25 protein-coding genes and 4 tRNA genes are annotated in these 25,731 nt (G+C 35.0%); 7 read left to right on the top strand and 22 right to left on the bottom strand.

What is annotated here, in order from left to right; all coding sequences use genetic code 11:
• Positions 1 to 2 precede the first annotated feature (2 nt).
• A complete protein-coding gene (locus ACGH80_RS07250; protein ID WP_065589857.1) occupies positions 3 to 812 on the top strand; it encodes a hypothetical protein in 810 nt (269 codons plus the stop codon).
• Here the strand turns inward: ACGH80_RS07250 and nudC are convergent.
• From nudC to epmB, 6 genes are all read right to left on the bottom strand, one after another.
• Positions 809 to 1,612 carry an NAD(+) diphosphatase gene (gene nudC, locus ACGH80_RS07245; RefSeq protein WP_174798907.1) on the bottom strand — a complete coding sequence of 268 codons (804 nt, stop codon included), beginning with the start codon at positions 1,610 to 1,612 and terminating at the stop codon, positions 809 to 811. The genes ACGH80_RS07250 and nudC overlap by 4 nt on opposite strands.
• Before the next feature lie 58 nt (positions 1,613 to 1,670).
• Positions 1,671 to 3,293: a membrane protein insertase YidC gene (yidC, locus tag ACGH80_RS07240; RefSeq protein ID WP_411630759.1), complete on the bottom strand. Its 1,623-nt coding sequence runs from the start codon at positions 3,291 to 3,293 to the stop codon at positions 1,671 to 1,673.
• Positions 3,293 to 3,535 carry a membrane protein insertion efficiency factor YidD gene (gene yidD / locus ACGH80_RS07235; RefSeq protein ID WP_034914994.1) on the bottom strand — a complete coding sequence of 81 codons (243 nt, stop codon included), beginning with the start codon at positions 3,533 to 3,535 and terminating at the stop codon, positions 3,293 to 3,295. Before yidD ends, yidC begins: the two co-directional genes overlap by 1 nt.
• A gap of 47 nt (positions 3,536 to 3,582) precedes the next feature.
• Positions 3,583 to 3,939, bottom strand: a complete 357-nt coding sequence (gene rnpA / locus ACGH80_RS07230; protein ID WP_080702383.1) for a ribonuclease P protein component — start codon at positions 3,937 to 3,939, stop codon at positions 3,583 to 3,585.
• Positions 3,940 to 3,950: 11 nt separating this feature from the next.
• Positions 3,951 to 4,091: a 50S ribosomal protein L34 gene (rpmH, locus tag ACGH80_RS07225; protein ID WP_025314679.1), complete on the bottom strand. Its 141-nt coding sequence runs from the start codon at positions 4,089 to 4,091 to the stop codon at positions 3,951 to 3,953.
• A 210-nt stretch (positions 4,092 to 4,301) separates the two neighbouring features.
• Positions 4,302 to 5,330 carry an EF-P beta-lysylation protein EpmB gene (gene epmB / locus ACGH80_RS07220; RefSeq protein WP_085163729.1) on the bottom strand — a complete coding sequence of 343 codons (1,029 nt, stop codon included), beginning with the start codon at positions 5,328 to 5,330 and terminating at the stop codon, positions 4,302 to 4,304.
• A gap of 33 nt (positions 5,331 to 5,363) precedes the next feature.
• Here epmB and efp point away from each other — a divergent pair, with 33 nt between their 5' ends.
• Together efp and ACGH80_RS07210 are read left to right on the top strand one after the other, a co-directional pair.
• Positions 5,364 to 5,930 carry an elongation factor P gene (gene efp / locus ACGH80_RS07215; protein ID WP_034914965.1) on the top strand — a complete coding sequence of 189 codons (567 nt, stop codon included), beginning with the start codon at positions 5,364 to 5,366 and terminating at the stop codon, positions 5,928 to 5,930.
• 246 nt (positions 5,931 to 6,176) lie between these two features.
• Positions 6,177 to 6,737 carry a hypothetical protein gene (locus ACGH80_RS07210; protein ID WP_065589853.1) on the top strand — a complete coding sequence of 187 codons (561 nt, stop codon included), beginning with the start codon at positions 6,177 to 6,179 and terminating at the stop codon, positions 6,735 to 6,737.
• Between the two features lie 121 nt (positions 6,738 to 6,858).
• Here ACGH80_RS07210 and ACGH80_RS07205 read toward each other — a convergent pair whose 3' ends face one another.
• The 4 genes from ACGH80_RS07205 to ACGH80_RS07190 form a co-directional block, all read right to left on the bottom strand.
• On the bottom strand, positions 6,859 to 7,386 hold the full coding sequence (locus tag ACGH80_RS07205) for an STY0301 family protein (RefSeq protein WP_065589852.1): 528 nt from the start codon (positions 7,384 to 7,386) through the stop codon (positions 6,859 to 6,861).
• Positions 7,387 to 7,546: 160 nt separating this feature from the next.
• Positions 7,547 to 8,035 carry an STY0301 family protein gene (locus ACGH80_RS07200; protein WP_034914955.1) on the bottom strand — a complete coding sequence of 163 codons (489 nt, stop codon included), beginning with the start codon at positions 8,033 to 8,035 and terminating at the stop codon, positions 7,547 to 7,549.
• A gap of 430 nt (positions 8,036 to 8,465) precedes the next feature.
• A complete protein-coding gene (locus ACGH80_RS07195; RefSeq protein WP_034914950.1) occupies positions 8,466 to 9,203 on the bottom strand; it encodes a carbonic anhydrase in 738 nt (245 codons plus the stop codon).
• A 391-nt stretch (positions 9,204 to 9,594) separates the two neighbouring features.
• Positions 9,595 to 10,509: a hypothetical protein gene (locus ACGH80_RS07190; protein ID WP_411630758.1), complete on the bottom strand. Its 915-nt coding sequence runs from the start codon at positions 10,507 to 10,509 to the stop codon at positions 9,595 to 9,597.
• Between the two features lie 655 nt (positions 10,510 to 11,164).
• Here ACGH80_RS07190 and ACGH80_RS07185 point away from each other — a divergent pair.
• Positions 11,165 to 11,713 (top strand): hypothetical protein, encoded by a 549-nt coding sequence (locus tag ACGH80_RS07185; protein ID WP_411630756.1) that lies wholly within the window; start codon positions 11,165 to 11,167, stop codon positions 11,711 to 11,713.
• Between the two features lie 112 nt (positions 11,714 to 11,825).
• Here the strand turns inward: ACGH80_RS07185 and ACGH80_RS07180 are convergent, their stop codons facing one another.
• The 3 genes from ACGH80_RS07180 to mazG all read right to left on the bottom strand — a co-directional run bounded on the left by ACGH80_RS07180 (position 11,826) and on the right by mazG (position 13,863).
• Positions 11,826 to 12,518, bottom strand: a complete 693-nt coding sequence (locus ACGH80_RS07180; protein WP_034913610.1) for a glutathione S-transferase family protein — start codon at positions 12,516 to 12,518, stop codon at positions 11,826 to 11,828.
• Positions 12,519 to 12,614: 96 nt separating this feature from the next.
• Entirely contained in the window at positions 12,615 to 13,055 is a 441-nt protein-coding gene (locus ACGH80_RS07175) for a hypothetical protein (protein ID WP_034913613.1), read from the bottom strand.
• Positions 13,048 to 13,863: a nucleoside triphosphate pyrophosphohydrolase gene (gene mazG / locus ACGH80_RS07170; protein ID WP_065589849.1), complete on the bottom strand. Its 816-nt coding sequence runs from the start codon at positions 13,861 to 13,863 to the stop codon at positions 13,048 to 13,050. Before mazG ends, ACGH80_RS07175 begins: the two co-directional genes overlap by 8 nt.
• Positions 13,864 to 14,077: 214 nt before the next feature.
• Here mazG and ACGH80_RS07165 point away from each other — a divergent pair, with 214 nt between their 5' ends.
• Together ACGH80_RS07165 and ACGH80_RS07160 are read left to right on the top strand one after the other, a co-directional pair.
• Positions 14,078 to 16,081 (top strand): OPT family oligopeptide transporter, encoded by a 2,004-nt coding sequence (locus ACGH80_RS07165; protein WP_411630754.1) that lies wholly within the window; start codon positions 14,078 to 14,080, stop codon positions 16,079 to 16,081.
• Positions 16,082 to 16,227: 146 nt separating this feature from the next.
• The gene (locus ACGH80_RS07160) at positions 16,228 to 18,150 is read left to right on the top strand and encodes an ABC transporter ATP-binding protein (protein ID WP_174798900.1); all 1,923 of its coding nucleotides are present in this window, start codon (positions 16,228 to 16,230) and stop codon (positions 18,148 to 18,150) included.
• Between the two features lie 67 nt (positions 18,151 to 18,217).
• On the opposite strand, the gene ACGH80_RS07155 is transcribed toward ACGH80_RS07160, so the two are convergent.
• Complete coding sequence (locus ACGH80_RS07155; RefSeq protein WP_174798899.1) at positions 18,218 to 18,790, bottom strand: TetR/AcrR family transcriptional regulator; 573 nt, start codon at positions 18,788 to 18,790, stop codon at positions 18,218 to 18,220.
• 180 nt (positions 18,791 to 18,970) lie between these two features.
• Between ACGH80_RS07155 and ACGH80_RS07150 the strand changes: the two genes are divergently transcribed.
• On the top strand, positions 18,971 to 19,522 hold the full coding sequence (locus ACGH80_RS07150; protein ID WP_174798898.1) for an HPP family protein: 552 nt from the start codon (positions 18,971 to 18,973) through the stop codon (positions 19,520 to 19,522).
• Between the two features lie 212 nt (positions 19,523 to 19,734).
• On the opposite strand, the gene nusG is transcribed toward ACGH80_RS07150, so the two are convergent.
• The 8 genes from nusG to adhE all read right to left on the bottom strand — a co-directional run bounded on the left by nusG (position 19,735) and on the right by adhE (position 25,434).
• Positions 19,735 to 20,280, bottom strand: coding sequence for a transcription termination/antitermination protein NusG (nusG, locus tag ACGH80_RS07145; protein WP_034913625.1), 546 nt, complete (start codon positions 20,278 to 20,280; stop codon positions 19,735 to 19,737).
• Between the two features lies 1 nt (position 20,281).
• Entirely contained in the window at positions 20,282 to 20,683 is a 402-nt protein-coding gene (gene secE / locus ACGH80_RS07140; protein WP_034913628.1) for a preprotein translocase subunit SecE, read from the bottom strand.
• 134 nt (positions 20,684 to 20,817) lie between these two features.
• Positions 20,818 to 22,002, bottom strand: coding sequence for an elongation factor Tu (gene tuf / locus ACGH80_RS07135; protein ID WP_065639651.1), 1,185 nt, complete (start codon positions 22,000 to 22,002; stop codon positions 20,818 to 20,820).
• 183 nt (positions 22,003 to 22,185) lie between these two features.
• Positions 22,186 to 22,261, bottom strand: a tRNA-Thr gene (locus tag ACGH80_RS07130).
• 3 nt (positions 22,262 to 22,264) lie between these two features.
• Positions 22,265 to 22,339, bottom strand: a tRNA-Gly gene (locus ACGH80_RS07125).
• Between the two features lie 55 nt (positions 22,340 to 22,394).
• Positions 22,395 to 22,479 (bottom strand) — tRNA-Tyr (locus ACGH80_RS07120).
• Positions 22,480 to 22,512: 33 nt separating this feature from the next.
• Positions 22,513 to 22,588 (bottom strand) — tRNA-Thr (locus tag ACGH80_RS07115).
• A gap of 164 nt (positions 22,589 to 22,752) precedes the next feature.
• Positions 22,753 to 25,434, bottom strand: a complete 2,682-nt coding sequence (adhE, locus tag ACGH80_RS07110; RefSeq protein ID WP_411630751.1) for a bifunctional acetaldehyde-CoA/alcohol dehydrogenase — start codon at positions 25,432 to 25,434, stop codon at positions 22,753 to 22,755.
• Positions 25,435 to 25,731: the final 297 nt, after the last annotated feature.

The following is a 25,731-nucleotide window of genomic DNA, read 5'->3' as shown; positions in this document are numbered from 1 at the left end:
CTATGAGAAAAAATAATTTATTTTTATATACGTGCATAATTAGCAGTACATTACTAATTAATGGTTGCGATGATAAAAAAACATCTGACAAAAAATCCTTACCACAACTACCAACAGCAGTTATTAATAGCTACCTTTTCCATACTGAGCCAGAGCTCTTACCATTTAGTAAAATGATTAAACAACAGCATATTCAAGGCTCATCAACTAAGATAATTAACTACAATGACAAAGGCTTTGTAGCTAATTATGATTTAGAAGGGCTACATGGCGAAATTAACTACGACACAGCTAAATATAGCTACGGCATGGGCGATACCAGAAACGTTTACGATATTACTTTTGATTCTTCACAAAATATACTAGGTATGAAAAACAATGAAAATGATATCGTCGCAAGTTCAGAGTTCGATGAACAAGATCGTTTAGTTGAAACAACTCTATCGCATTTTGCAGAAAATAATATCATTTTTAACAGCAAAATTATTTATGACAACAATCGTGTAGAACTCGTGTTATATAATGCCTATATTCCTGTAGATGAAAAAACAAAATTCCCTGTGTTGGCTCAAGAAAAAGAATTTGTATATAACGCAAACAATCAATTAGAAAAAACTATTATCAAAACCTTTAAATTATCATCAAATGGAGACATCATCATTAATGATAAAAACGAACAAGAGGTAGAACTAATAGAAACTTGTACTTATTCAGATTATAATCCAAACAGTGATTGGACTAAAGCTGTGTGTATTACAACAGGTGACGAATCAAAAACAGTTAATCTAACAAGAACAATTCAATATAATTAGTCATTGCCATATTCATCATATTCGCGGCAAAGTATAATTGTATCCTCAATTAAGCGTCTAGCAATGGTGCCATACTCAGGAATTTTAGGTAACTCTGTATAATGGTACCAATTTGCTTCAATGAGTTCGTTTTTATCTACCACTATTTCACCGCTATCATAATCAGCTAAATAAGCCATCATTAATGAATTTGGAAATGGCCAAGGTTGCGAACCAACATAACGAATATTTTTAATTTTTATTTTTGATTCTTCAAATACTTCTCGTTCAACGGCTGTTTCCATTGTTTCACCGATTTCAGTAAAACCAGCTAAAACGGTATATAAGTTATCTTGATTATGCCTAACATGTTTTGCTAATAAAATTTTATTATTATGACGAATAGCCACAATAATAGATGGTGAAATTTGTGGATAATAGCGCTCTTTGCAGTGATCGCATAGACAACACCATTCCGTGCTACTGATATACATCTCATGCCCACAATATCCACAATATTTGTGGGAACGATAAAACTCAGAAAGTTGCACAGCCCGACCAGCTAAATTAAATAATGATTGATCTGTTCTATCAAGTAATGAACGAACTGAACTCATCGCATTTTTCATTTCATCACAAATCAGCCAAGCTGTTTGCCCATTCCATTCACCTATTGGTTGAGCAATTTTATTGGTAAAACCAAATTCATCAGCACACCCAACAGGAACTTCACCATTAGGCAGCCATAATCGTCCATTAGCACTTACAAACCAATAACCGTTTTCATTACCTATTAAATTAAATTGTTGCTGTATATTCATATTATTAACACCAAAGATAAAAACAAAAAAGGAGGATTACTCCTCCTTTTAATCGATACTATTTCTTTTTCTTCTCGTGAAGTCCCTTTTTCTCAAGTTCCCAGTAAATAATTCGTTGCTGAGCAATTGTGAATAAGTTACTGACGATATAATATAAAACCAAGCCTGATGGGAACCATAAGAAGAACAACGTAAAAATTAATGGCATATAAGTCATTAATTTTTGTTGTAGTGGATCGGTAACAGGTGTTGGTGACATTTTCTGAATTAAAAACATACTGACACCCATTAATAAAGGCAAAATATAGTATGGATCTTGCGCTGATAAATCATAAATCCAAAGCGCAAATGGCGCATGTCGTAGTTCAACTGTACTACTTAACATATAGAACAATGATAAAAAAATCGGCATTTGGATAATTAATGGCAGACAACCACCTAATGGATTCACTTTTTCTTGCTTGTAAAGCGCCATTGTTTCTACACTAATTTTTTGCCTATTATCACCATAACGCTCTTTTAAAGCTTGTATGCGAGGCTGTAACAACTTCATTTTCGCCATTGAACGATACTGAGCACGAGTTAATGGGAATAAAATACCTCGAACAATAAATGTGATAACAATAATTGAGAAGCCCCAGTTACCAACAAAACTCTGAATAAACTTCAACAAATAAAACAACGGTTGTGATAAAAACCATAACCATCCATAGTCAACAACTAAATCAAGATGATTGGCTGTTTCTTTCAATTGGCTTTGAATTTCTGGTCCTAACCATAATTTTGCACCAATAATTTGTGAACTCCCCGCAGGAATAACTGCTGATTCACTTTTGAAACCAATTGTTGCTTGAGAATTATTAGTCGTTGCACGAGAATAAAATAGATTATTTTTATCCTGTGCGGGTACCCATGCGGAAGCAAAATAGTGTTGCAACATCGCAATCCAACCCGTTTGAGTCTCAACCGATAAAGCTTTATCTTTGATATCATCAAAACTGTATTTACTATAATTAGAACTAGAACTAGAGTAAGCTGTACCACGGAATGCGCTTTGTCCTAATCCACTACCACCTTCGGTTGGAATATCATCAGGTAATTTAATTGTTTGTTTTAATTGACCATACATGGCAACATCAACAGGTGCACTGCTTTGGTTATTAATATCATACTGAACATCAATAGAATAACTACCACGGTGTAATATATAGTATTTAGTATAACTTACACCATTAACTTGATAAGTAAGAGGAACACGCAATTCATCTTGCCCATCAGCTAAAACATATTCTGACTTTTCAGTTTGATAGACTGGGCGTTTTGATCCTTGATTTGCATTATCAGGACCATCCCTACCTGTTAATCCGCTTTCAGCAACATAAACAAAATCTGGACGAGATGTTAATAATTGGAAAGGCGTACCAGAATGAAGCGTTTGCTCATATTTCAATAATTGTGCAGCCTGAACATCCCCACCATAAGTATTAATAGTGAGTGACAGCACATCTGATTTTACAGTAATTGTTTTACCTACTGCGCCAGCTATTGAGCCATCATCACTTTGTTGTGTTAATTGGTTTTCGATCGGGGGTTTAGGTGTGTGATCTTCTTCCCACGCTTTCCAAATAAAAAAAGATACAAAAAGTAAAGCAATGACTAAAATATTACGTTGAGATCCCATTAGTGTTTTTCTCTATTGGTTTTAATTTTTGGAGGAACAAAATCTTCTCCTCCTTCATGTAAAGGATGACATTTTAATACACGTTTAACGGTTAGCCAACCACCTTTTATTAATCCAAAGCGTCTCAGTGCAATTATTGCATACTGTGAACATGTCGGTGTAAAGCGACATTTAGGACCTAATAAAGGACTAATAAAACGTTGATAAACACGAACAAAAAACACAAAAACATTAACTATCATATAGTTAAATGCATAAGTATGCTGTTTAATAATCAATTTAAATTTATTCAAGCCTCGTATTTGGCTATGATTCGTTGGCATAATTTATTCAGTGTTTCAACGAGTTGCTGATTATCTAAGTCGATAACTGGCTGTTTGGCCATCACAATAAAATCAATATTAGGAAATTGATGTTGATGAAGCCGAAAATACTCTTTAGCCAGTCGCCTTATACGATTACGCTCATGAGCTCGTTTCACTTGTTTTTTAGCTATAGCAAACCCTAACCGCATATGATTGTAGTTATTTTTTCGTGCAACTAAAGTTAAAAACGGAGAACCAGCCCGAATGGACTCTTGGAAGACATGATTGAAATCAAAGGGAGTTAACAACCGCAACTCCCGAGGAAAAGTGAACTTAATCACCCAACTTTAAATCAGCTAGCAACAGTTAAACGAACACGGCCTTTAGCACGACGGCGAGCAAGAACTTGACGACCGTTTTTAGTTGCCATACGAGCACGGAAACCGTGAGTTCTATTGCGTTTTAATACTGATGGTTGAAATGTGCGTTTCATGACGATTTATATCCAAATCTAATTATCAACAGGTTGCAGAGTAAAAACTCCACAGCATTAATTAAAGAGGTCGGAATTATAGTGCCTATTTTATTTTTCGTCAATGAGATTTTTACAGATAAATCCCATTAACCCTTAATTACCATACGATAAAATAAAATAGAATAAATAGATTATAAAATAATAAGTTATAACTAAAAAAACAATTAACTAATTCCAAAAAGTAAGTACTTGTTTACTTTTCTCACCACCGATTTCGCGCGCTAATTTAGGCACTAAATAACCAGATACTTGCTCGGCAAGCTGTTTCATTATTAATTTAGCTGAGTTATCATCAACTAGAAAATGAGCAGCTCCTTGTACTTTATCTAATAAATGAATGTAATAAGGCAAAATGCCAATATCAAAAAGTTTATTACTTAACTGAGCCAAAACATTGGCATTATCATTAATATTTTTCAGTAATACACTTTGATTTAGCACAATCACATCACTCTTTTTTAAAAGCCCAACTGCGTCAGCAACTGCATTATCAATTTCATTTGAATGATTAATGTGAGTAATTACTACAATTTGCAACCTACTTTCAACAAATAACCGACAAAGTTCAGCCGTTACTCGTGAAGGAATAACAACAGCCAAACGCGTATGAATCCGTAAACGCTTAACATGAGGGATTTTTTCAAGTGCATTAATCAAAAAAGCCATTTCATGATCTTTTGCCATTAACGGATCACCTCCTGATAAAATAATTTCATCAAGTTCAGGATGATTTGCAATATATTCAAGCGCAATGGCAAGATTCTTCTTAGATCCTTGATTATCATGATAAGGGAAATGCCGTCTAAAACAGTAACGGCAGTTAATTGCACAAGCGGTCTTAGTGATCAATAATGCCCGATTGTGATACTTATGCAATAATCCAGGAATGGCATTATCTTGCTCTTGTAATGGGTCATGACTATACCCTTCAACTTTTAATAACTCCCTATCATCACAAAGCACCTGTAACAAAAGTGGGTCATTACTATTACCCTTTTCCATTCGATTAATAAAAGCCCTAGGAACTCGAAGCGGAAACGCCTTTTTTGCTTGTTGCATGCGGATTGAAATGGTATTGGGATCTAGTCCTAAATAGGAGTATAAAACGTTGATATCTGTCACAACATTGGCCAGATCAAAAATCCACTCATCTTTATTATTTGGTAGTTCAACTTTTTGCTGTATAATACGACTCATTTTTTGTAATTCAGAATTTTAGTTGGAGCTTTTATGGCATCTTATAGTACTAATGAGTTTAAAGCTGGTCTTAAAATAATGCAAGACGGCGAACCATGTGTCATTGTTGAAAATGAGTTTTATAAACCAGGTAAAGGTCAATCTATTAATCGTGTAAAAATTAAAAAATTACTTTCAGGCAAAACTGTCGACAAAACATTCAAATCAGGCGAATCAGTTGAAGCCGCTGACGTTGTTGATATGAATTTAACTTATCTTTATACCGATGGTGAATTTTGGCATTTTATGAATAACGATACATTTGAGCAACTTTCGGCTGACGCCAAAGCGGTTGGCGACAATGCAAAATGGTTAGTTGATCAAGCGGAATGTATTTTAACTTTATGGAACGGCCAACCGATTGCAGTAACACCACCAAATTTTGTTGAACTTGAAGTAATCGAAACTGATCCAGGTTTAAAAGGCGACACAGCAGGAACAGGTGGTAAACCAGCAACATTATCAACAGGTGCAGTTGTTCGCGTGCCTTTATTTGTACAAATTGGCGAGATCCTTAAAGTAGATACCCGTTCAGGTGAATACGTATCACGCGTAAAATAAATTAACATTTATCGCAGAAAAAGAGAGGTTGCACTAACCTCTCTTTTTCATCTAAACAGCATAAATTTAATCTCACCGTTTTACGCCAATACAATGATTAAAACCTTTTAAGGTCTATCCAAATTTAATTATCAACACAATTTTTACATACCCAGTAAAAAGTATAGTTTTAAGACAGCAACTAAATAAAATATCATTACTTTTCAAATATGTTAAAATTCAAATAAAATAAGATAAGGAAATAGAATGATAACAATTAATATGTTAACTCAGAATAAAAAGCTATCTGATTTTGAGGATGTAATAGAAATCTTTGATAAAATTTATGAATATATACCTTGCGAATCTGATCTAAGCACAAAGCTGGATCGCGATGCCTTTTATGCTTTTGTTGTCATTCATACCATCAGCCACTGGCAAAGTGATGGTTGGTGTAATCTTTTATGGAATTATGCTACAGCAAAATATATCGTACCCGCAATGAAAGCGGTAAATTTACCACAAATTGCAGATGCTTTTGAACAAGTAGAACAAACTTATCCCTTTTCCTATTCAGAATGTGAAAATGAAAAAGAATTATGTAGTTTAGCCAATTTTATTGAAAACCCACGGCAAAAGCGCAAATATATTTCTTCAGAAAGATTATTAGCCATTTCGGAAGAACAACGTCAAACCTACTCAAAAAATTTTATCACTAAATTAAAAATATTAGATGATCTGGTTACACCTTTATGGGATTATCAAGCACCAGAACAGGAAGTCTGGCGACCTGTCATTCATTTTATAAATCAACATATACAAAAGTAATCTATAACGATCTAATCCCAAAAAAGTAAGGGGGGGGGGCACAACCGACCATCTTAATTAATCTTTAATGGACAATATTTTGTGGTAAATTTGAACACATTCCCGAATATCCAAACTAAAATTATTTTACCTTTTCAGCGCTACACACTAATTTAGCAAGTGTTCCTTGTTGCTGATCTTGGGTATAAATTGCCCAACAAGTTTTCAGCGAGGCATCAATAGGCTTTATCAGTTGTACTTTGTTATTATAGCTATAATTGCAGCTAGCCCAAAAGCTCAATTTATTGGTATCATTACTACCATCTAACAACCAAACTGCCTTATATTTTTTCCCATTTATTGTCGCTGGCTTAGGTTTTATTTGTTTTGCGGAATCGGCTGATTTTCCTGAATATACTTCTACTTGATTTAGTCGACGTAAAGAAGTACTGTGAGCAATATCTTCTGGCAAAATTAAACTATCAATTTTTTTCATATCATAGCCTTCTTCAGACACTTCCCAACCATCAGGTACAACTTCTAAATCAGGTTTAGAATATTTTATTGTTACCGATTCGGGACAAATTATCTCTTCATTTGCGTTAACTGAATCACAAAAACTTGCCCCTATTATGGCTATTGTTGCTAAATTTAAAATTTTATTTTTCACGTTTTCTATTCCTAATTAATCGTATAAAAATAAGATGATTTTGACTAATTAACATCATCTTATTAAAAAAAATGCATTGACTATTAGCTATCCAAGCCAAGGTTATTTTTACTGTCTAATTTACTCACTGTGAAAACTTAAACTAACTTTATCATCACGTTTAATAAAAAGATTGTGGACCTTCATGTATTTTTTTATCGCAATTTAGTTTTACTTTCATTTTACCTTTTGCATCTTTTGAAGTTATTACCCAACAAGTTTTCATGGTCGAATCGATACGTTTTATCAGGCGAACTCGATTAAATGAATAAGAACAATTAAACCAGTAGCCAGTATCATTGGATGTATTATAACTAGTATCAACATGCCATGAATGTTTATATTTTTTACCGTTAATAGTAATTGTAAAAGGTATCATCTGTCCTAAATTCACTGGTTTACCAGAATATACTTCACCATCATCAACCTGCAAAAACTGATTTTTTTGTTCGAATATTTGCCACCCTTCAGGCAATATTTCTAGTTCCGTCGGAATGGATTTTACTTGAACTGAATCGGGGCAAGTTATCTCATAAATTGCGTTAACCGAAAAGGACATGCCAAACCCAGCTAATAATATTACTGTAATAGTAAAAATTTTATCTTTCATGTTAACTATTCCTTTTTAATCATAAAACATAATTTTTATTGGAAGATAATATAACTTTTTTAATAAGTTAATTCATTAATTAACTACATTATCTAATCGATTATTGATTAAGTATTATTACAAACCTAAGTTGTATTTTTAGTTTATTCTAGGGATTTTTAGTATTGTTATATTAGCAAACAAGATAATATCCTATCGTTAGAAAACTTTTCTTTGCTAGCTTAATTTAAATATAATCGCCTTCATCAATTAAGAAAGACAACGATAGTTAAGTGAACTAATTTAAGCTAACTAATAGTATTTATAGAATATGAGTTGTGACTATCAAGGCAGAAAATTACTTAAAAAATAAGCGATATATCTTACTTGTTGATAGATAATAAATGCACAAATTCAAGGCTCTATTCACACTAAACAGAGCCTAGAGACACTAATCAACAATCACTCGCCCATTCAAAGGTTGCGTTGGACGATTATTGTTGTGATGCATGATTGAGTGGAATTTTTCGATTTGTTCAGCAGATGCACTGCTTTCTTGTTCTAACACAATCCATCGAACGCCTTCAGTACAAGGTGGAGTTGTTAGTGAACCGCTAAAGCGGTAAAAATCCAATCTATTTGGCAATAAAGCCTTAATATCGACTGATTGAGATAATGTGGCGGTACTGCCTTCGTCTTCTGGCATTTGTTGCCAAGCTTTCGCTAATTCAGGATTAGGTTTTCCTTTATTAAACATCAAGGCAACAACCGTTAAGTCGCCATTTTTGTTTTTATAAACAAAATGAGCTTCCATCGGGAAGTATTTGCCTTTAATTTTATTTTCGCTTGGCGTATGAAAATGGAATTGTTGTAACGTAAACAGCTCGTTGTCAATTTCAAGCGTATTGCCATCATTAACATTAACTTGAATTGTATGACCGTTATTAATGATTTCCTGCTTGCTTAGTTTAAACGTCAGTTTAAGTTTATCGTGGTGCGTTTTAAAAACATGTTCAATGTTAATTGGTGATTGATTTTTTCCTGTTTCGCAGGTTGAAAACTCTGGCGAAAGGTGTCCCCAATTTTCTGGATTATTTTCGCCTTCATAACCCCAATGAAGGGCAGGTTCTGTTGCAGCACAAGATAGACTGGTAACCATTAAAGCCACAATTATTGCATTAAATTTCATCTTGGTTTTACAGCTAGAAAGTGATTAATGGAACCAAATTATACGCCACAAAAAATTACCTTACTAGAATCGTATATCATCACTTTTTAATATTTTTATAAAAAAAATGTTTGACATTTAAACAAAAAAGTAAGCTACAAAATAACCTGTTTTATTTGTTGCTAATTTTACTCAATATTTATTATGATAATATTTAATTATATTAAGTTATCATTGCTTTGGCATCATCAGTCAGAAGCTTTTTTGACTTTTAGTCATTAAAATACTAGCCTCGCAGGCTTTGCCAGCTCGGCGCCCCAACTTACGCGGGGGCTTTATTCTTTGTTATATTATCCTCTCAAGCACCATAACCACCCCCGCGACCTAAGGATTAAGAACTAAACGCTAAAAGCTAAGGTACGGTGCAAATGCCACGGCGGAAGAAGTTGTCATCATCATCGCGGGTGAGGACGGCGCCGGTGGACATGGCGACACGGAGCTGGTTGCTACCTGAAGCGTCGCTCGTCCAGTATACGTGGTCGATGAAGGTATGGTAGAAACCCAGGTTGCCCCACTCCGTGAAAAAGCCAGCGCCTATGTGACGCTGGTAATGATTACCTGATGAACTAGGTGTGGCGCCTACTGCGCCTTGACACCAACTTCCTGAACCCCGACCAGAACAAACTGCATTGGTTAAATCTCTTACCCGTGGCATTCGATAACCCAAACTATTACACCATGTGGTTTGATTAGAAAGGCTAAACCCGGGGGGACCTCCCCGACCGACGAACCACTGCCTTAATACAAATCCATATTTTACTACCTCATCACCAGTATTAATATCTCTACCCACTAACTCAAACGTCTGTGGTAACTGTGGCTTAGCTATTCGATTAGGATTAGGGTTGTTCCATTGATTTCCTGAATCTGGACCTGTTAGCATAACACGAGCTACGGCTTTTCCATTATTCCAAGGAGCCCACGGCTCATGATGTTCAACATTTGCCACTGTTGCAGTAATTCCCCCCAAAGTAACGGGTTCCCATGTTAATTCATTTATATCTACTCCACTTATGAGTAAATCAAAATGTAAATTATGCGCACCCGTGGTCGGGAAATTTAGGTTGTATGATTCAGGATTGGTTGATTGAACTAAGAAGCCTTTATTTTGATTCCATATGTCAGCTGGACCTGCGTATTTACCATACTCCCAAAATAGATTTGGCCTTACATAATTGATAACTGGCGACGGTATTATTATTGCATCACTACGATTACCCGCTCGAGCCTTTTTACCATTCGCCTGAACATTCCATGACGATGACAATAATAACAGTGCTAATACTAGCAAAGCTGTTTTAGGTGATTTGAACGATAATTTCGATAATTCGTTGAGAAATAATTTGGAAGGTATAAATGAGCTTAGTGTAAAAACACGTCGAATAAGATTATTTAATAAATTTAAGACATAGGTTTGCCAGTGTCTGGTGTCTAAAATGATAATGCATTATGGTTCACCTGTCAAGTAATTATTTGTTTTATTTAAATTTTTATAATTATTTGCTTATTTAATAAGCTTGTTTTCCTACAACGATAAAAGTATAACCATAAAAAAAATGGTTGGCTAGTTTTTTGGTGGACTTTTTTGTAAAGAAATGTAAAGATGAAAATAATTCAACTTTAGGGATAGGGAATTTTTTGCACATTATCGACTGTCGATAACTAAAACTGTTTAGTATTTCAATCAGGGAGGTGTCGCTAGGCATTATGAAATTTTGCATAAAAATAACCTAATTTGGACAATATCACTGATATTATTAACTTGCGTAAAAGGCCAAAATGTTCTAAACCCTACTAAGCTTAAGAAGCATAAAAAATAAAAATGTTCAGGCTGTTATACGTTTAACTATAGGAATTAAAGCTTGATTATATTGAATATCTTTTTCAAAATATAATTTACACATAATACAAAGGAGGTATAGGTGTTATTTTCAATTACAAGATTTATTACTGGCGGATGTTTGCCACTTTTGGGGGCCTTTTCTTTTTGCAGTTTTTTATTCAAAAATTATTATATTGGACTCATATTTATCATTATTGGCGTTTTAGCTTACTATCTGGTATTTATTAAATACACAAATGTTATTATTAATAAACATATTAAAATTTTTAAAAGTGAGTTTAAGGATGAGTTTGTACGTTCAAATTTTTATTGCGATAAAACCTACGAAAATTTTATGTATTTTGATCGAATGAACAAACAAATCTGTTTTACAGATAAAGATACAAATAAAATTGTAACAAGGCTTAATTATGATGATTTATTCTCAGCTAAATTTAATTCTCATCCTCATTTTACTATTAAATTTAATTTTCATTCTTATTTTATTATAGAATTTGATTTTCATCCTTATGTTATTATGAAATTTAAATTAATAAGCCAAGAGATAGAAATTAAATTTAATTATTTTTCAAAAGATTATATTTCATTAAGAACAAGATTTTCTCGATTAACAACTATTTATGAATAATTAAGTTATTTAGACAGTAATAACGTTGCTTTTAGTGTACAAAGTATCTGTTTAGCCTCAAAGATTCGAGGCTATCACACGAGTAATTTAAAAATATCTTAGAATTTGTTAATTAACGGTGTAGACGATAAGGTTCATCCACCACAATAAAATCTTTTTCTTGCATTGCCTCACTTATCCATTCTTTAACACTATGAGTTTGACAAATAGTGTTAATGTAGTTGGTTAACGTTGCCGATGTTTTGATACCGAAATTTTTTAGCCTTAAACACATTGGTGCATAGAAAGCATCAGCAATAGTAAATTCACCAAATAAGTAGTTAGATTGAGGTAAATTAAAATTTAAGAAAGAAGATAATAATTCATCAACAAGAGAAATTTCATTTTTGACATCAGCATGATCACGTAAAATAATTTGCCCAATTTCGAAAAACTCAGCTTCAATATTCATTGGTAAATGTTTTCTAATAGCAGAAAATCCTGAATGCATTTTAGCCACTAAACTGCGAGCATTAGCCCTTTTTTTAGTATCTATCGGCCATAAAGCTAAGTTGGGATGTTTTTCGGCCAAGTATTCACAAATAGCCAAAGAATCAGATATCACCACATCATTATCAACTAAAATTGGTACTGTACCATATTTTGATATTGAGGATACTGTTGCTTTAAAAGCAGATTTATCGTCAAGGTTATCAAATCTAACAAACTTTTCATCAAAAGGAATACCAAAGTGTTTCATTACAACCCAAGGGCGCATAGACCACGTTGAATAGTTTTTATTGCCTATATAAAGTTTGTAATTCACTTTCAATCTCCATCCAATTCAGTAATGTAAAGTTTGTTAATATTTATCTACTTGCTTAGTTTTATTGGTAAAGAATTTTAAGAATGATTATTTTTATTACAAATAAACCACATGAGTGCCTTTTTCGGGTTGAAAAGTAGCTTTGCCAAATTCATCTAAGAAATAAGCAATATGATCGGCTTTATCCCCTACTAATCGTCCTTTTACTTTGTTCCATGTCATGAGGACTATCATGGCATCAGGTTCACAGCAAATTAACATGGGTTGTTGAAATTCTTCGTTCCAATAAAATTCACCTCCGTATATTTTATGGGCGGTGAGCAATAAATAACATCCGTATTCTTGCGATATCATGTTGAGTTGTTCTTCTGGAATGCTAAAGTTTTTTTCAGCCAGCTCACTGATGATCATTTCAACAACCGTAATACTTTTTTCAGAGTAATCGAGCTGATTAATGCTCCATTTTGGACTATTTAATATCGCATTTTGTGCCCATGCTTCGATCTCTTGATATAATTCATTTTTTTGTTCAGTCATTTTTATTCACTTCGCTATTGAGTTTAATCTGTTCTAATTGCTTAACACTTTGCCACGCGTCTTCCATTTGTTCAAGCGTTGCATCAATTAAAGATAAGTTTTTTTGTTTGAGTATCGATTCTACTTGTTGAAATCGTCGGGTAAATTTTTTATTGGCTTGCTGTAAACAGAGTTCTGATTTAACCTTTAAATGTCTAGCTAAATTGACAGTCGCAAACAATAAATCACCAAGTTCTTCCTCAATTTTTTGTGGATCTTGTTTAGTGCGTTCTAATTCTTGCTCGACTTCACCAATTTCTTCTTTTACTTTATCAAGCACAGGTTTTATATCATGCCAATCAAAACCAACCGAGGCACAACGCTTTTGAATTTTTTCTGCTTGCATTAACGCTGGTATTGCTTGGGGTATATCGTCAAGCAATGAGTATTGCGCTTTTTGGTCTCGTTCTTTTTGTTTAAGTTGTTCCCAGTTAGTTTTTTCATTCTTTTTTTCAGTAAAAATATGAGGATGACGATAAACTAATTTATCTACAACCGATAAACAAATCTCATCAAAATTAAAGCTTCCTTGTTCTTGGGCTAAATCAGCATAAAAGACAATGTGAAATAGTAGATCACCAAGTTCTTTTTTTAGCTCATCCATGTCTTGTTTATCAATTGCATCTAAAACTTCATAGGTTTCTTCTAAAGTATACGATTTTAGTGATGCAAAAGTTTGTTGCCGATCCCATTGACAACCATTAACAGGATCACGAAGTTGTTTGGTTATGGCTTGTAAGCGTTGTAATGCGTTCAAAATATCTCTCATAAATCAATCATTGATTGAACTATTGTAAATGGTTTCATAGCAAAACGGTTACTCTTTTAAACATTGGCGCTTATATATTTTGCTATTATTGATAATTATTTCACCAAAAATAATAATATAAATTGTAAAAATAGCCTTAAAGACGGAACTTCTAGCCGATAAATGTGAATTAAGTATATAATACCTGCTTATTAATTTAACGTTATTAAACAATATGAATAATTTACGCGAGCTTACTTTAAGAGGTACCATTCTCGGCGCTCTTATTACTGTTATTTTTACTGCATCGAATGTTTATCTTGGCTTAAAAGTTGGATTAACTTTTTCGTCAGCAATCCCTGCTGCAGTAATTTCAATGGCTGTATTGAAACTGTTTTCAGGCTCAACTATTTTAGAGAATAATATGGTGCAAACTCAGGCATCAGCAGCTGGCACTTTATCTTCAATTATTTTTGTGCTACCAGGGTTGTTAATGATTGGTTATTGGCAACACTTTCCTTTTTGGCTAACCTTTGCAATATGTGCCGCAGGCGGAATGCTTGGGGTTTTATTTTCAATTCCTTTACGTCATGTAATGGTCGTTAAAAGTAATTTACCTTATCCTGAAGGTGTGGCTGCCGCTGAAATTTTAAAAGCTGGATCTAAAACCGATAATAATGAAGCTAATGATGGGCTAAAAGATATTTTATTTGGTGGCGTGATTGCATCCATTGTTAGCCTTTTTACTAATGGTTTTCGTGCGTTATCAGAAAGCACTGCTTATTGGTTTACTGCTGGTAAGTCTATTTTTCAACTGCCTATGGGATTCTCATTAGCTTTACTTAGTGCTGGTTATTTAATCGGAATTATGTCTGGAATTGCTATTTTAATTGGTACTATTATTGGTTGGGTATTTGGCGTTCCAATTTTAAGTGCAATTACCGATTATGATACTAGTCAACCGTTATCTGAAGTTGCTATGGGATTTTGGGCAAAAGATATTCGTTTTATTGGTGCAGGGGTAATCGCAATTGCAGCCGTTTGGACATTACTCACGTTAATCAAACCGATGGCCGAAGGGTTAAAAATCTCGTTTAAAAGTATGCGTTCAGATGCGTCTGACAGTGATATTGCATCAACCGAGCGGGATTTATCACCTAAAACTATTTTAGTCATTATGGGCAGTATGTTAGCTATTTTGTTAGTGACTTTTTATAGCTTCATTGACAATAGTGGGTTATCAGCAGGCGTTGCTTGGACATTAGTTTTTTGCGCTGTATTATTTGCTTTTATTATGGGTTTTTTAGTGGCTGCCGCTTGTGGTTATATGGCTGGACTTGTTGGCTCATCAGCAAGCCCAATATCAGGAATAGCAATTGTTGCTGTGGTAGTCATTTCATTGATCTTATTAGGTTTAGGCGAAGCTAATGGTATGCTATCTTCTATTGAAGGTTCTAATTTTGCAACCGCACTTGCGCTCTTTACAACCAGTGCTGTATTGGCGATCGCTTGTATTTCAAATGATAATTTACAAGACCTAAAAACAGGTCATTTGGTTAATGCTACCCCTTGGAAACAACAAGTCGCATTATTACTTGGCTGTGTTGTTGGTGCAATTGTTATTGCGCCTATTTTAGAGATTTTATATAACGCTTATGGCTTTACTGGTGCTTTACCTCGCCAAGATATGGATGTAAGCCAAGTTTTAGCTGCACCACAAGCAACATTGATGACAACAATTGCTAAGGGAATTTTTTCTCATCAACTTGACTGGACGATGATTTTAATAGGACTTGCTTTAGGTGCTGCTATTATTATTGTTGATTTAATTCTTGCCCAAAATAAATCTAATTTTCGCATACCTGCTCTTGCTGTTGGGTTAGGCATTTATTTACCGCCAAGCATTACAACACCAATTATTATTGGTACTTTTTTATCATGGATAATTAAACGTAATGCGTACAAAAAAGCCCAAGCGCAAAATTTAGATCCAGAAGAACAATACCAAAAAGTTGATCGTAAAGCGGCGCTAATTGCATCGGGCCTGATTGTTGGCGAGAGCTTAGTTGGCGTGTTATTGGCTATTGTAATTGTGATTAGTATCACCAATGGCGGAAATGATGCTCCACTCGCAATACCGTTCGATTTAGGTATGTTACCGCAACTTTTAGGGCTTTTTGTTTTTGTTGGTATATGTACGTTCTTTATCCGTCGTGCTTTATCAGCAATTAAGAAATAGTCCTATTGAATAATTAAATTTAAGCCCTTTTCGTTTCAACAAAGGGCTTTTTTGTTTGAATTGATTGTTTTATAACGTTCCTGATTTTAGATGATTAAAACAATTTTTATTAACCTACTTTATTTTGAATAATAGACATAAATATCATGATAGTTTTTGATTCGATCCAAGTGCGCCGTGGCGTTAACCTGCTATTAGATAATGCATCAGCAACCATTAATCCTCAACAAAAAGTGGGGTTAGTGGGTAAAAATGGCTGCGGAAAATCCACCCTTTTTTCGCTAATTAAAGGTGAAATCCAAGCTGATGCAGGCACATTGAGTGTTCCATCTCACTGGCAACTGGCTTGGGTCAATCAAGAAACACCAGCCTTGGATATTCCTGCGATTGAATATGCGATTGATGGCGATCGTGAATATCGTCAATTAGAAAAGCAGTTAAATATTGCCAATGAGCAAAATAATGGTCAACAAATTGCGGTCATTCATGAAAAGCTTGATACCATAGATGCATGGACAATTCGTGCACGAGCTGCAACATTATTACATGGTCTTGGTTTTTCTAATGAGCAATTAATGTTACCGGTTAAGTCCTATTCCGGTGGTTGGCGAATGCGATTGAATTTGGCACAAGCGTTAATGTGTCGTTCTGATTTATTATTGCTTGATGAACCAACCAATCACCTTGATTTAGATGCTGTCATTTGGCTTGAAAAATGGCTAAGCAACTATCAAGGGACTTTAATTTTAATTTCTCACGATCGTGATTTTTTAGATCCTTTAGTCAATAAAATTATTCATATTGAACAAAAAAGTTTATTTGAATATACGGGCAATTATTCCTCCTTTGAGATCCAACGTTCAACTAAACTTGCTCAACAACAGTCTCTTTATGAAAGCCAACAACTCAAAGTTGCACACTTACAAAATTATATCGATCGCTTTAGAGCCAAAGCAACAAAAGCTAAACAGGCACAAAGCCGTATAAAAATGCTAGAAAGAATGGAACTGATTGCACCAGCGCATGTCGATAATCCATTTCATTTTAATTTTAAACCATCAGAATTCTTACCAAGCCCTTTGTTAATGATGGACAAAGTCGTAGCGGGTTATGATGATAAAATTATACTAGAGAAAATTAAGATTAATTTAGTTCCTGGTTCACGCATTGGCTTATTAGGACGCAATGGTGCAGGTAAATCAACACTGATTAAATTGCTAGCTGGTGAACTTGCACCTAAAGAAGGCCATATTAATCTCGCTAAAGGTGTTCAATTAGGCTATTTTGCTCAACATCAATTAGAATATCTACGCCCCGATGAGTCACCACTTTGGCATTTAACGCAACTTGCTGAACCGAAAAATACAGAGCAAGAACTACGTAATTATTTAGGTGGATTTGATTTTCAAGGCGACAAAGTCACCGAGCCAGTTAAAACTTTCTCGGGTGGTGAAAAGGCGCGACTTGTTTTAGCTTTAATTGTCTGGCAAAAACCAAATCTTCTTTTATTAGACGAACCAACTAACCACCTAGATTTAGATATGCGACAAGCATTGACTGAAGCGCTAATTGATTTTGATGGTGCATTAGTTGTGGTGTCACATGATCGCCATTTACTACGTTCGACCACCGATGAATTCTATTTAGTCCATGATCATAAAGTGGAACCTTTTGATGGTGATCTTGATGATTATCAAAAATGGTTAGCCGAAGCACAAAAAAATGATAACCAATCAAATGACGAAATAAATTCACCAAAAAAAGAAAATACAAGTAATATATCAGCTCAAGATCGTAAAGAGCAAAAACGTAAACAAGCTGAATTACGTGCACAAATGCAGCCAATAAAAAAACAGTTACAAAAAGAAGAACAGATGCTTGATAAATTAACCCATCAATTAAAGCAAATTGAAGAACAACTGTCTGATCCTGCAATCTATGATGCGAGCAAAAAAAACGAACTTACAACTTTGTTACTAGAGCAAAGCCAACTTAAAAATCAATTAGAAGAAACAGAACTACAATGGTTAGAATTACAACAACAATTGGAATCGTTTAACTTAGATTAAATTGATCATTTCGGTTAATAGGCTTGAGGTAATGGCTATCCATTGTCTATAAGCCAGCTATTTAAATTCATAGGTTATCCTCACCAATGTTATCGACAATATCATAGATGTACATTTTTGCCTGTTCAAAATCATATCCCTCAATACCAAAAACGGATGTGCAAGATATCATACCTTCAAGTATTAACATAATTAGGCAAGATGCTTGTTCACATGACTTTGTGCCTCCTAGACATTCAAAAATCCTATCTTGAATCCACTTTTTATGTTCACTAACAATAGCGCATATTTCTTCGCTTTTATTGTTATATTCAGACTTGGCTCGTACAAACATACAACCACGGTAATTATCATTCTTAAACCATTTTATATGCCATGAAATAATTGCATTGATTTTGTCTTTTTTTTCAGAAAAAACAGCGATAACATCTGTAAGTAATTTTTTAAAACAATCATTCCGCCTAAGTAACACTTTACTTACAAGCCCATTTTTGTCACCAAAATATTTATATAATGTTCTTTTTGATACACCTGCATTTTCTGCAATAAGCTCTAAACTAACAGGATGATAACCATATTCATTAAACAGCGATTCAGCCGCAGCAAGTATCATATCAACAATTTCAGGCTTCAATTTCATTTTTTATTATTTGTAATTGCTAGAATATTTTTGATTCTATCACAACAACTCTAATATAGTTAATTATAAATAATGTTTGACCTTTATAGTTAATAAATACACATTAAGTAAACGATGCAGTTTACTTAATAGACTTACTAGTTTTATTAAAATCCCACATTAACCAAACAGGAGAGATTTATGCTAGAAAAATTAAAAGGAGGAGAGGTGATGTCACCTAAACCTAACGCAGTAGCTATATTGAGAGGATTTATTGGGGGTGCTTTAGGGATTTTAACTTTGCTCGTAAGCACTCAGTGGGGAGGTACATTAGCAATTATGGCTCCATTTGGTGCAACATGCGTCTTGTTATTTGCTGCACCTAAATCTCCATTAGCACAACCAAGAAGTGTTATAGGAGGGCATTTTATTTCGTCTTTTATAGGTGTGTTGTTCATTAATTTATTTAGTAATGGAATTATACCGATAGCATTAGCAGTTGGGACATCTATCGCATTGATGCAGTTACTACGTGTAGTTCACGCTCCAGCTGGTGCAAACCCTATTTTAATCATGATGTCTGGAATTACTGACTATTCATTCTTGATAACACCAGTACTTATAGGTTCAGTTTTATTAGTCATGGTTGCTTTAATAGTTAATAATATAGGAATCGAAGCACGTTGGCCTAACTATTGGTTGGGATATCACTTTGATATGGGTAAAAGAATAAAAAAATCTAAAAAAGAATAGATTGCCTGTATTATATTAATAATAAATTATGATCCTATAGTGGTTTTATCTACCTTGGCAACTCACTTTGATTAAATATATTAGAAACAGAACTATTATTCTCAAATTCTGGAAAGGCATTATATTTCTTTCATAAAAACAAAAACCACAAGATAGACTCTTGTGGTTTTCTAAAAGATACAGCTAATTCAGTGAAAAACTATATCAAAAGATTAGCTCTTTTCAACTTGACTAAAATCTAGCTCTACAGGCGTTGAACGTCCAAAAATAGAAACCGATACTTTTAAGCGACTTTTTTCGTAATCAACTTCTTCTACTACACCATTAAAGTCAGCAAATGGACCTTCGTTAACACGAACAAGCTCGCCTGGTTCAAATAGTGTTTTAGGGCGTGGTTTATCACCTATTTGTTGTAAACGATTCATGATAGCATCAACTTCACGTTGGCTGATAGGCGCTGGTCGATCCGAAGTACCACCAATGAATCCCATTGTTCTTGGTACACTTTTTACTAAATGCCAAGTTGCATCATTCATCATCATTTCAACTAGCACATAACCAGGAAAGAATTTACGTTCACTTTTACGGCGTTGACCACTTTTCATTTCAACAACTTCTTCAGTGGGTACTAAAACTTCACCAAATGCATCTTCCATATTATGTAATTTGATGTATTCACGTAATGATTGTGCAACCCTCGCTTCATACCCAGAATAAGCTTGAATAACATACCATCGCTTTTGTTGTGTTTCGCTCATATTAACGCCCTATTGATGTTAAATAAAAGATGACTAAACGGAATACTGTATCCATCCCCCAAAGCGCTAAACCAACAAAAAGTGTAATAGCTGCAACAAGTAAAGTTGTTTGTGCTGTTTCTTTACGTGTTGGCCATACAACTTTTCTTAATTCTTTTCTAGATTCTTGTAAAAATAACAAAAATGACTTACCCATGTTTGTTGTAATCGCAATTAACAGCGTTAATAACGAAATTACAACAACTGCAATAATCCGAACGATTGTATTAGGTTGATATATATCATTTGGTTCAGCAAAATAAAAATTTCCCCAAACAACAAATGCAATCAATACTAAAACTAAACACCACTTAAATTTGTCTAGAATAGTATTTGAATCTTGACTCTCGTTACTTACTAGCATATAAAACCCATAATTATGTTATTTATAGTAATATCTATTTTCCAAAATGCTCTTTTATCAAAAACATTTTGCTAAACAGACTAGATAAGAAAGGGCATCTATTGATACCCTTTCTATTGGTAGCTAATACTAGATTATTTAATAACCCTAGCAACAACACCCGCACCAACAGTACGACCACCTTCACGAATCGCAAAACGTAAGCCGTCTGCCATTGCGATTGGGTGAATTAATGATACTGTCATTTTGATGTTATCTCCAGGCATTACCATCTCTACACCTTCTGGTAATTCGATAGTACCAGTTACGTCAGTTGTACGGAAGTAGAACTGTGGACGGTAACCTTTGAAGAATGGAGTGTGACGACCACCTTCATCTTTACTTAAGATATACACTTCTGATTCAAAATCAGTATGTGGAGTGATTGAACCTGGTTTTGCAAGTACTTGACCTCGTTCGATTTCTTCACGTTTTGTACCACGTAGTAATACACCAACGTTTTCACCTGCACGACCTTCGTCAAGTAATTTACGGAACATTTCAACACCAGTACAAGTTGTTTTAGTGGTTGGCTTGATACCAACAATTTCAACTTCTTCACCAACTTTGATTACACCGCGTTCAACACGACCAGTTACTACTGTACCACGTCCTGAAATTGAGAATACGTCTTCAATTGGTAATAGGAATGGTTTGTCGATATCACGCTCTGGCTCTGGAATGTAGCTATCTAATGCTTCTGCTAATTCAACAATTTTGTCTTCCCATGCTGCATCGCCTTCTAACGCTTTAAGCGCAGAACCACGAATTACTGGAGTATCATCACCTGGGAAATCATATTGAGATAGAAGTTCACGTACTTCCATTTCAACTAATTCTAATAATTCTTCGTCATCAACCATATCACATTTATTTAAGAATACGATGATGTAAGGAACACCTACTTGACGACCTAAAAGGATGTGTTCACGAGTTTGTGGCATAGGACCATCTGTTGCTGCTACTACTAAGATAGCACCGTCCATTTGTGCCGCACCAGTGATCATGTTTTTAACATAGTCAGCATGGCCTGGGCAGTCTACGTGTGCGTAGTGACGAGTTGGTGTATCGTATTCAACGTGTGAAGTGTTGATGGTGATACCACGTGCTTTTTCTTCTGGTGCGTTATCGATTTGATCGAATGCACGAGCTTGACCGCCGTATTTTTTAGCAAGTACAGAAGTAATTGCAGCAGTTAAAGTTGTTTTACCGTGGTCAACGTGGCCGATTGTACCAACGTTAACGTGGGGTTTTGTACGTTCAAATTTTTCTTTAGACATTTATCGTCCCTCAAATGTAATACAAATCGGTGGTGAATCACCACATTAACCAAGTATCATATTTAATATCAACATAATACTAACTTAAAATTAGCTCTGAATAATAACAGATAAAGTTACCTAGTGACAAGCTATAAAGCAGGCAAATTTGATATTTTTAGAAGTTTAGGAGATTAACAAGAATGGTGCTGATAGGCAGATTTGAACTGCCGACCTCACCCTTACCAAGGGTGCGCTCTACCAACTGAGCTATATCAGCAATTGGAGCGGGCAGCGGGAATCGAACCCGCATCATCAGCTTGGAAGGCTGAGGTAATAGCCATTATACGATGCCCGCATGTTCAAACTCGGCTACCTAAATGCTTCAATTAGCTATTGCTAATGTTAGATGATGGTGGTGGGGGAAGGATTCGAACCTTCGAAGTGTGACACGGCAGATTTACAGTCTGCTCCCTTTGGCCGCTCGGGAACCCCACCCCGAATCTTTATAAATTTGTCTACTTAGGAAAATGGTGCCGGCTGCCGGAATCGAACTGGCGACCTACTGATTACAAGTCAGTTGCTCTACCTACTGAGCTAAGCCGGCCTAAGTGCTGCGCATTATGAACTAGAACATTTAACCTTGCAAGCAAAAAAAACAAATTTTATTTTGTTTGCTTAAAAATAAATCAAAAACATAAAAAAACCCGAAATTTATGCTTATTTCGGGTTTTATTTAGTTCAAAATAAACTTATGTTATTTCTTTTTAACTACATTTTTTTAGTTGTCCCTACACCTTTAGCCGCTGTTTGTACCGCTACATCTTCGCTAATATCGCCTTTGTCTTGATATGCACGACCATAATAAGTATCAAGAAGGATCTGTTTTAGCTCAGCAATTAGAGGATAACGTGGATTTGCACCAGTACATTGGTCATCAAAGGCATCAACTGCAAGCTGATCGACTTGAGCCAAGAAAGTTTTTTCATCCACACCAAATTCTTTAATAGAAAATGGAATATCAAGATCTTTTCTAAGTTGATCTAACCAACCAATTAATTTCTCAACTTTCTTCTCATCATTATCTGTAGCTGTGGTTAGACCTAAATGATCAGCAATTTCGGCATAACGGCTAACTGCTTTAGGATAACCATATTGGCTAAACGTACCTTGTTTAGTTGGTTTGTCGGTTGCATTAAAACGGACAACATTACTAATTAACATCGCATTAGCAACACCATGAGGAATATGGAATGCTGCACCAATTTTATGAGCTATTGAGTGACAAACGCCAAGGAATGCTTGAGCAAAAGCAACACCTGCTAACGTTGCTGCACTATGCACTTTTTCTCGAGCAATAGGATTTTTTGCCCCTTCTCTATAACTTGCTGGTAAATAAGCTTTAAGTATGCTTAGCGCTTGTAACGCTTGCCCATCAGAAAACTCACTTGCCATAACTGATACGTAAGCTTCTAAAGCATGCGTTACAGCATCATAGCCTCCAGCAGCACAAAGTGAGCGAGGCATATTCATCACTAAGTTTGCATCAACTATTGCCATATTAGGCGTAATAGCATAATCCGCTAATGGATATTTTTGACCTGTTGCATCATCAGTAACCACGGCAAATGGAGTTACTTCAGAGCCTGTACCTGATGTGGTTGTTACACAAATTAATTTTGCTTTTTGCCCCATATTTGGGAAGTGGCAAGCACGTTTACGAATATCCATAAAACGTAATGCTAGCTCTTCGAATTTAGTTTCAGGGTGCTCATATAAAACCCACATAATTTTTGCAGCATCCATTGGTGAACCACCACCTAACGCAATAATTGTATCTGGTTGGAATGCTTGCATTGAATCAGTACCCTTACGCACGACACTTAATGTTGGATCTGCTTCAACATCAAAGAAAGTTTCACAAATAACACCTTGTGCTTCTAATTGATCAGTGATTTGTTTTGAGTAACCGTTATTAAATAGGAATTTATCTGTTACTAAAAATACACGTTTTGCACCTTGCTCAACCACTTCACTTAAAGCTACTGGTAGTGAGCCACGTTTAAAATAGATAGAACTTGGTAGTTTGTGCCATAACATATTTTCTGCTCTCTTAGCGATTGTTTTCTTATTGATTAAGTGCTTCGGTCCAACATTTTCAGATACCGAGTTACCCCCCCAAGAGCCACATCCTAATGTTAAAGATGGCGCTAAATCAAAATTATATAAATCACCAATACCACCATGAGCCGCTGGTTGATTTATTAAAATACGGCAAGTTTTCATTTTACTACCAAAATAAGCAATACGTTCACGATTGCTATCTTGATCAGTATAAAGGACTGAAGTGTGCCCCATTCCACCCATTTCAACCAATTTTTCTGCTTTATCAACAGCTTCAGAGAAATCTTTAGCCTTGAACATAGCAAGTGTTGGAGAAAGTTTTTCGTGGGCAAACGGTTCAGATAAATCAACTTTACTTACTTCGCCAACAAGTACTTTCGAACCAGCTGGAACTTTAAGACCGGCCATTTCAGCAATTTTAGTTGCTGGCTGACCAACAATATTGGCATTTAAGGCGCCTTTGTCATTTAAAATAATACCTTGTACTGCTTTAGTTTCTTTAGCATTTAAGACATATGCACCATATTGAGTTAATAAGCGACGTACTTCATCATAGACAGAATCAACAACAACAATTGCTTGTTCTGATGCACAGATCATCCCGTTATCAAATGTCTTAGACATAAGTACTGAGGCAACAGCACGTTTCAAATCAGCTGTTTCATCTATAACAACTGGTGTATTACCTGCACCAACACCTAACGCAGGTTTACCTGAACTATAAGCGGCTTTTACCATGCCTGGTCCACCAGTTGCTAAAATAGCAGACACATCATCGTGGTGCATTAATGCATTTGATAATTCGATAGATGGCTCGTCAATCCAACCAATAATATCTTTTGGTGCGCCAGCTTTAATTGCGGCATCTAATACAATTCGAGCAGCTTCAATAGTTGATTTTTTAGCTCGAGGATGTGGAGAGAAGACAATTGCATTGCGAGTTTTTAAGCTAATTAATGATTTAAAAATCGCAGTTGAAGTTGGGTTAGTTGTTGGAACAATTCCACAAATAATACCAAGTGGCTCTGCTATAGTAATAGTACCGAATGGTTCATTTTCAGCAACGACTCCACAAGTCTTATCGTGACGATATTTATTTAAAATATACTCAGCGGCAAAAAGGTTTTTTATGACCTTATCTTCGACAATTCCCATTCCTGACTCTGCAACAGCTTGTTGCGCAAGTGGAATACGTGCCGCAGCAGCGGCTGTCGCAGCTGCTACAAAGATTTTGTCGACTTGTTCTTGAGTATAAGTTGAATAAGTCTCCTGTGCCTTTTTGACTCGAGCCATTAACTCATTTAACTCATTCATGTTAGTTACTGCCATAGATTTCTCCTTGAAATTAAAAAATAAATCGGGATCGTTTGGCGTCTTCCTTGAAACTATTTAATGCTTAAGCATAATGACAAAACGAAATTGACGTTATCGTAAATCAGATTTTTACTTTATACAATAATATATTGAATAAAAAAAAGCATGTTACGAAAAGTAACTAATTTTTATGTATTTAGGGCGTGTTGATCTTTCGTGATTATTTTTTAGACGACATGATGTGAGTTATAATAATTCTGTCAAAAACAACCATAACTCGATTCATCATGCCAAGAACAATGCTAACAGATA

The organism is Gilliamella sp. BG1 (assembly GCF_046635625.1).
Classification (GTDB): Bacteria; Pseudomonadota; Gammaproteobacteria; order Enterobacterales; family Orbaceae; genus Gilliamella; species Gilliamella bombi.
Note: the sequence above shows the minus strand (reverse complement) of the source record. Positions and strands in the feature narration are given on the sequence as shown.

Bases quoted from the DNA above. Each gene is read 5' to 3' on its own strand.
- ACGH80_RS07250 (WP_065589857.1), top strand. From the start codon at position 3: ATGAGAAAAAATAATTTATTTTTATATACGTGCATAATTAGCAGTACA.
- nudC (WP_174798907.1), bottom strand. From the start codon at position 1,612: ATGAATATACAGCAACAATTTAATTTAATAGGTAATGAAAACGGTTAT.
- yidC (WP_411630759.1), bottom strand. From the start codon at position 3,293: ATGGGATCTCAACGTAATATTTTAGTCATTGCTTTACTTTTTGTATCT.
- yidD (WP_034914994.1), bottom strand. From the start codon at position 3,535: ATGATAGTTAATGTTTTTGTGTTTTTTGTTCGTGTTTATCAACGTTTT.
- rpmH (WP_025314679.1), bottom strand. From the start codon at position 4,091: ATGAAACGCACATTTCAACCATCAGTATTAAAACGCAATAGAACTCAC.
- epmB (WP_085163729.1), bottom strand. From the start codon at position 5,330: ATGAGTCGTATTATACAGCAAAAAGTTGAACTACCAAATAATAAAGAT.
- efp (WP_034914965.1), top strand. From the start codon at position 5,364: ATGGCATCTTATAGTACTAATGAGTTTAAAGCTGGTCTTAAAATAATG.
- ACGH80_RS07210 (WP_065589853.1), top strand. From the start codon at position 6,177: ATGATAACAATTAATATGTTAACTCAGAATAAAAAGCTATCTGATTTT.
- ACGH80_RS07200 (WP_034914955.1), bottom strand. From the start codon at position 8,035: ATGAAAGATAAAATTTTTACTATTACAGTAATATTATTAGCTGGGTTT.
- ACGH80_RS07195 (WP_034914950.1), bottom strand. From the start codon at position 9,203: ATGAAATTTAATGCAATAATTGTGGCTTTAATGGTTACCAGTCTATCT.
- ACGH80_RS07175 (WP_034913613.1), bottom strand. From the start codon at position 13,055: ATGACTGAACAAAAAAATGAATTATATCAAGAGATCGAAGCATGGGCA.
- mazG (WP_065589849.1), bottom strand. From the start codon at position 13,863: ATGAGAGATATTTTGAACGCATTACAACGCTTACAAGCCATAACCAAA.
- ACGH80_RS07165 (WP_411630754.1), top strand. From the start codon at position 14,078: ATGAATAATTTACGCGAGCTTACTTTAAGAGGTACCATTCTCGGCGCT.
- ACGH80_RS07160 (WP_174798900.1), top strand. From the start codon at position 16,228: ATGATAGTTTTTGATTCGATCCAAGTGCGCCGTGGCGTTAACCTGCTA.
- ACGH80_RS07155 (WP_174798899.1), bottom strand. From the start codon at position 18,790: ATGAAATTGAAGCCTGAAATTGTTGATATGATACTTGCTGCGGCTGAA.
- ACGH80_RS07150 (WP_174798898.1), top strand. From the start codon at position 18,971: ATGCTAGAAAAATTAAAAGGAGGAGAGGTGATGTCACCTAAACCTAAC.
- nusG (WP_034913625.1), bottom strand. From the start codon at position 20,280: ATGAGCGAAACACAACAAAAGCGATGGTATGTTATTCAAGCTTATTCT.
- secE (WP_034913628.1), bottom strand. From the start codon at position 20,683: ATGCTAGTAAGTAACGAGAGTCAAGATTCAAATACTATTCTAGACAAA.
- tuf (WP_065639651.1), bottom strand. From the start codon at position 22,002: ATGTCTAAAGAAAAATTTGAACGTACAAAACCCCACGTTAACGTTGGT.
- adhE (WP_411630751.1), bottom strand. From the start codon at position 25,434: ATGGCAGTAACTAACATGAATGAGTTAAATGAGTTAATGGCTCGAGTC.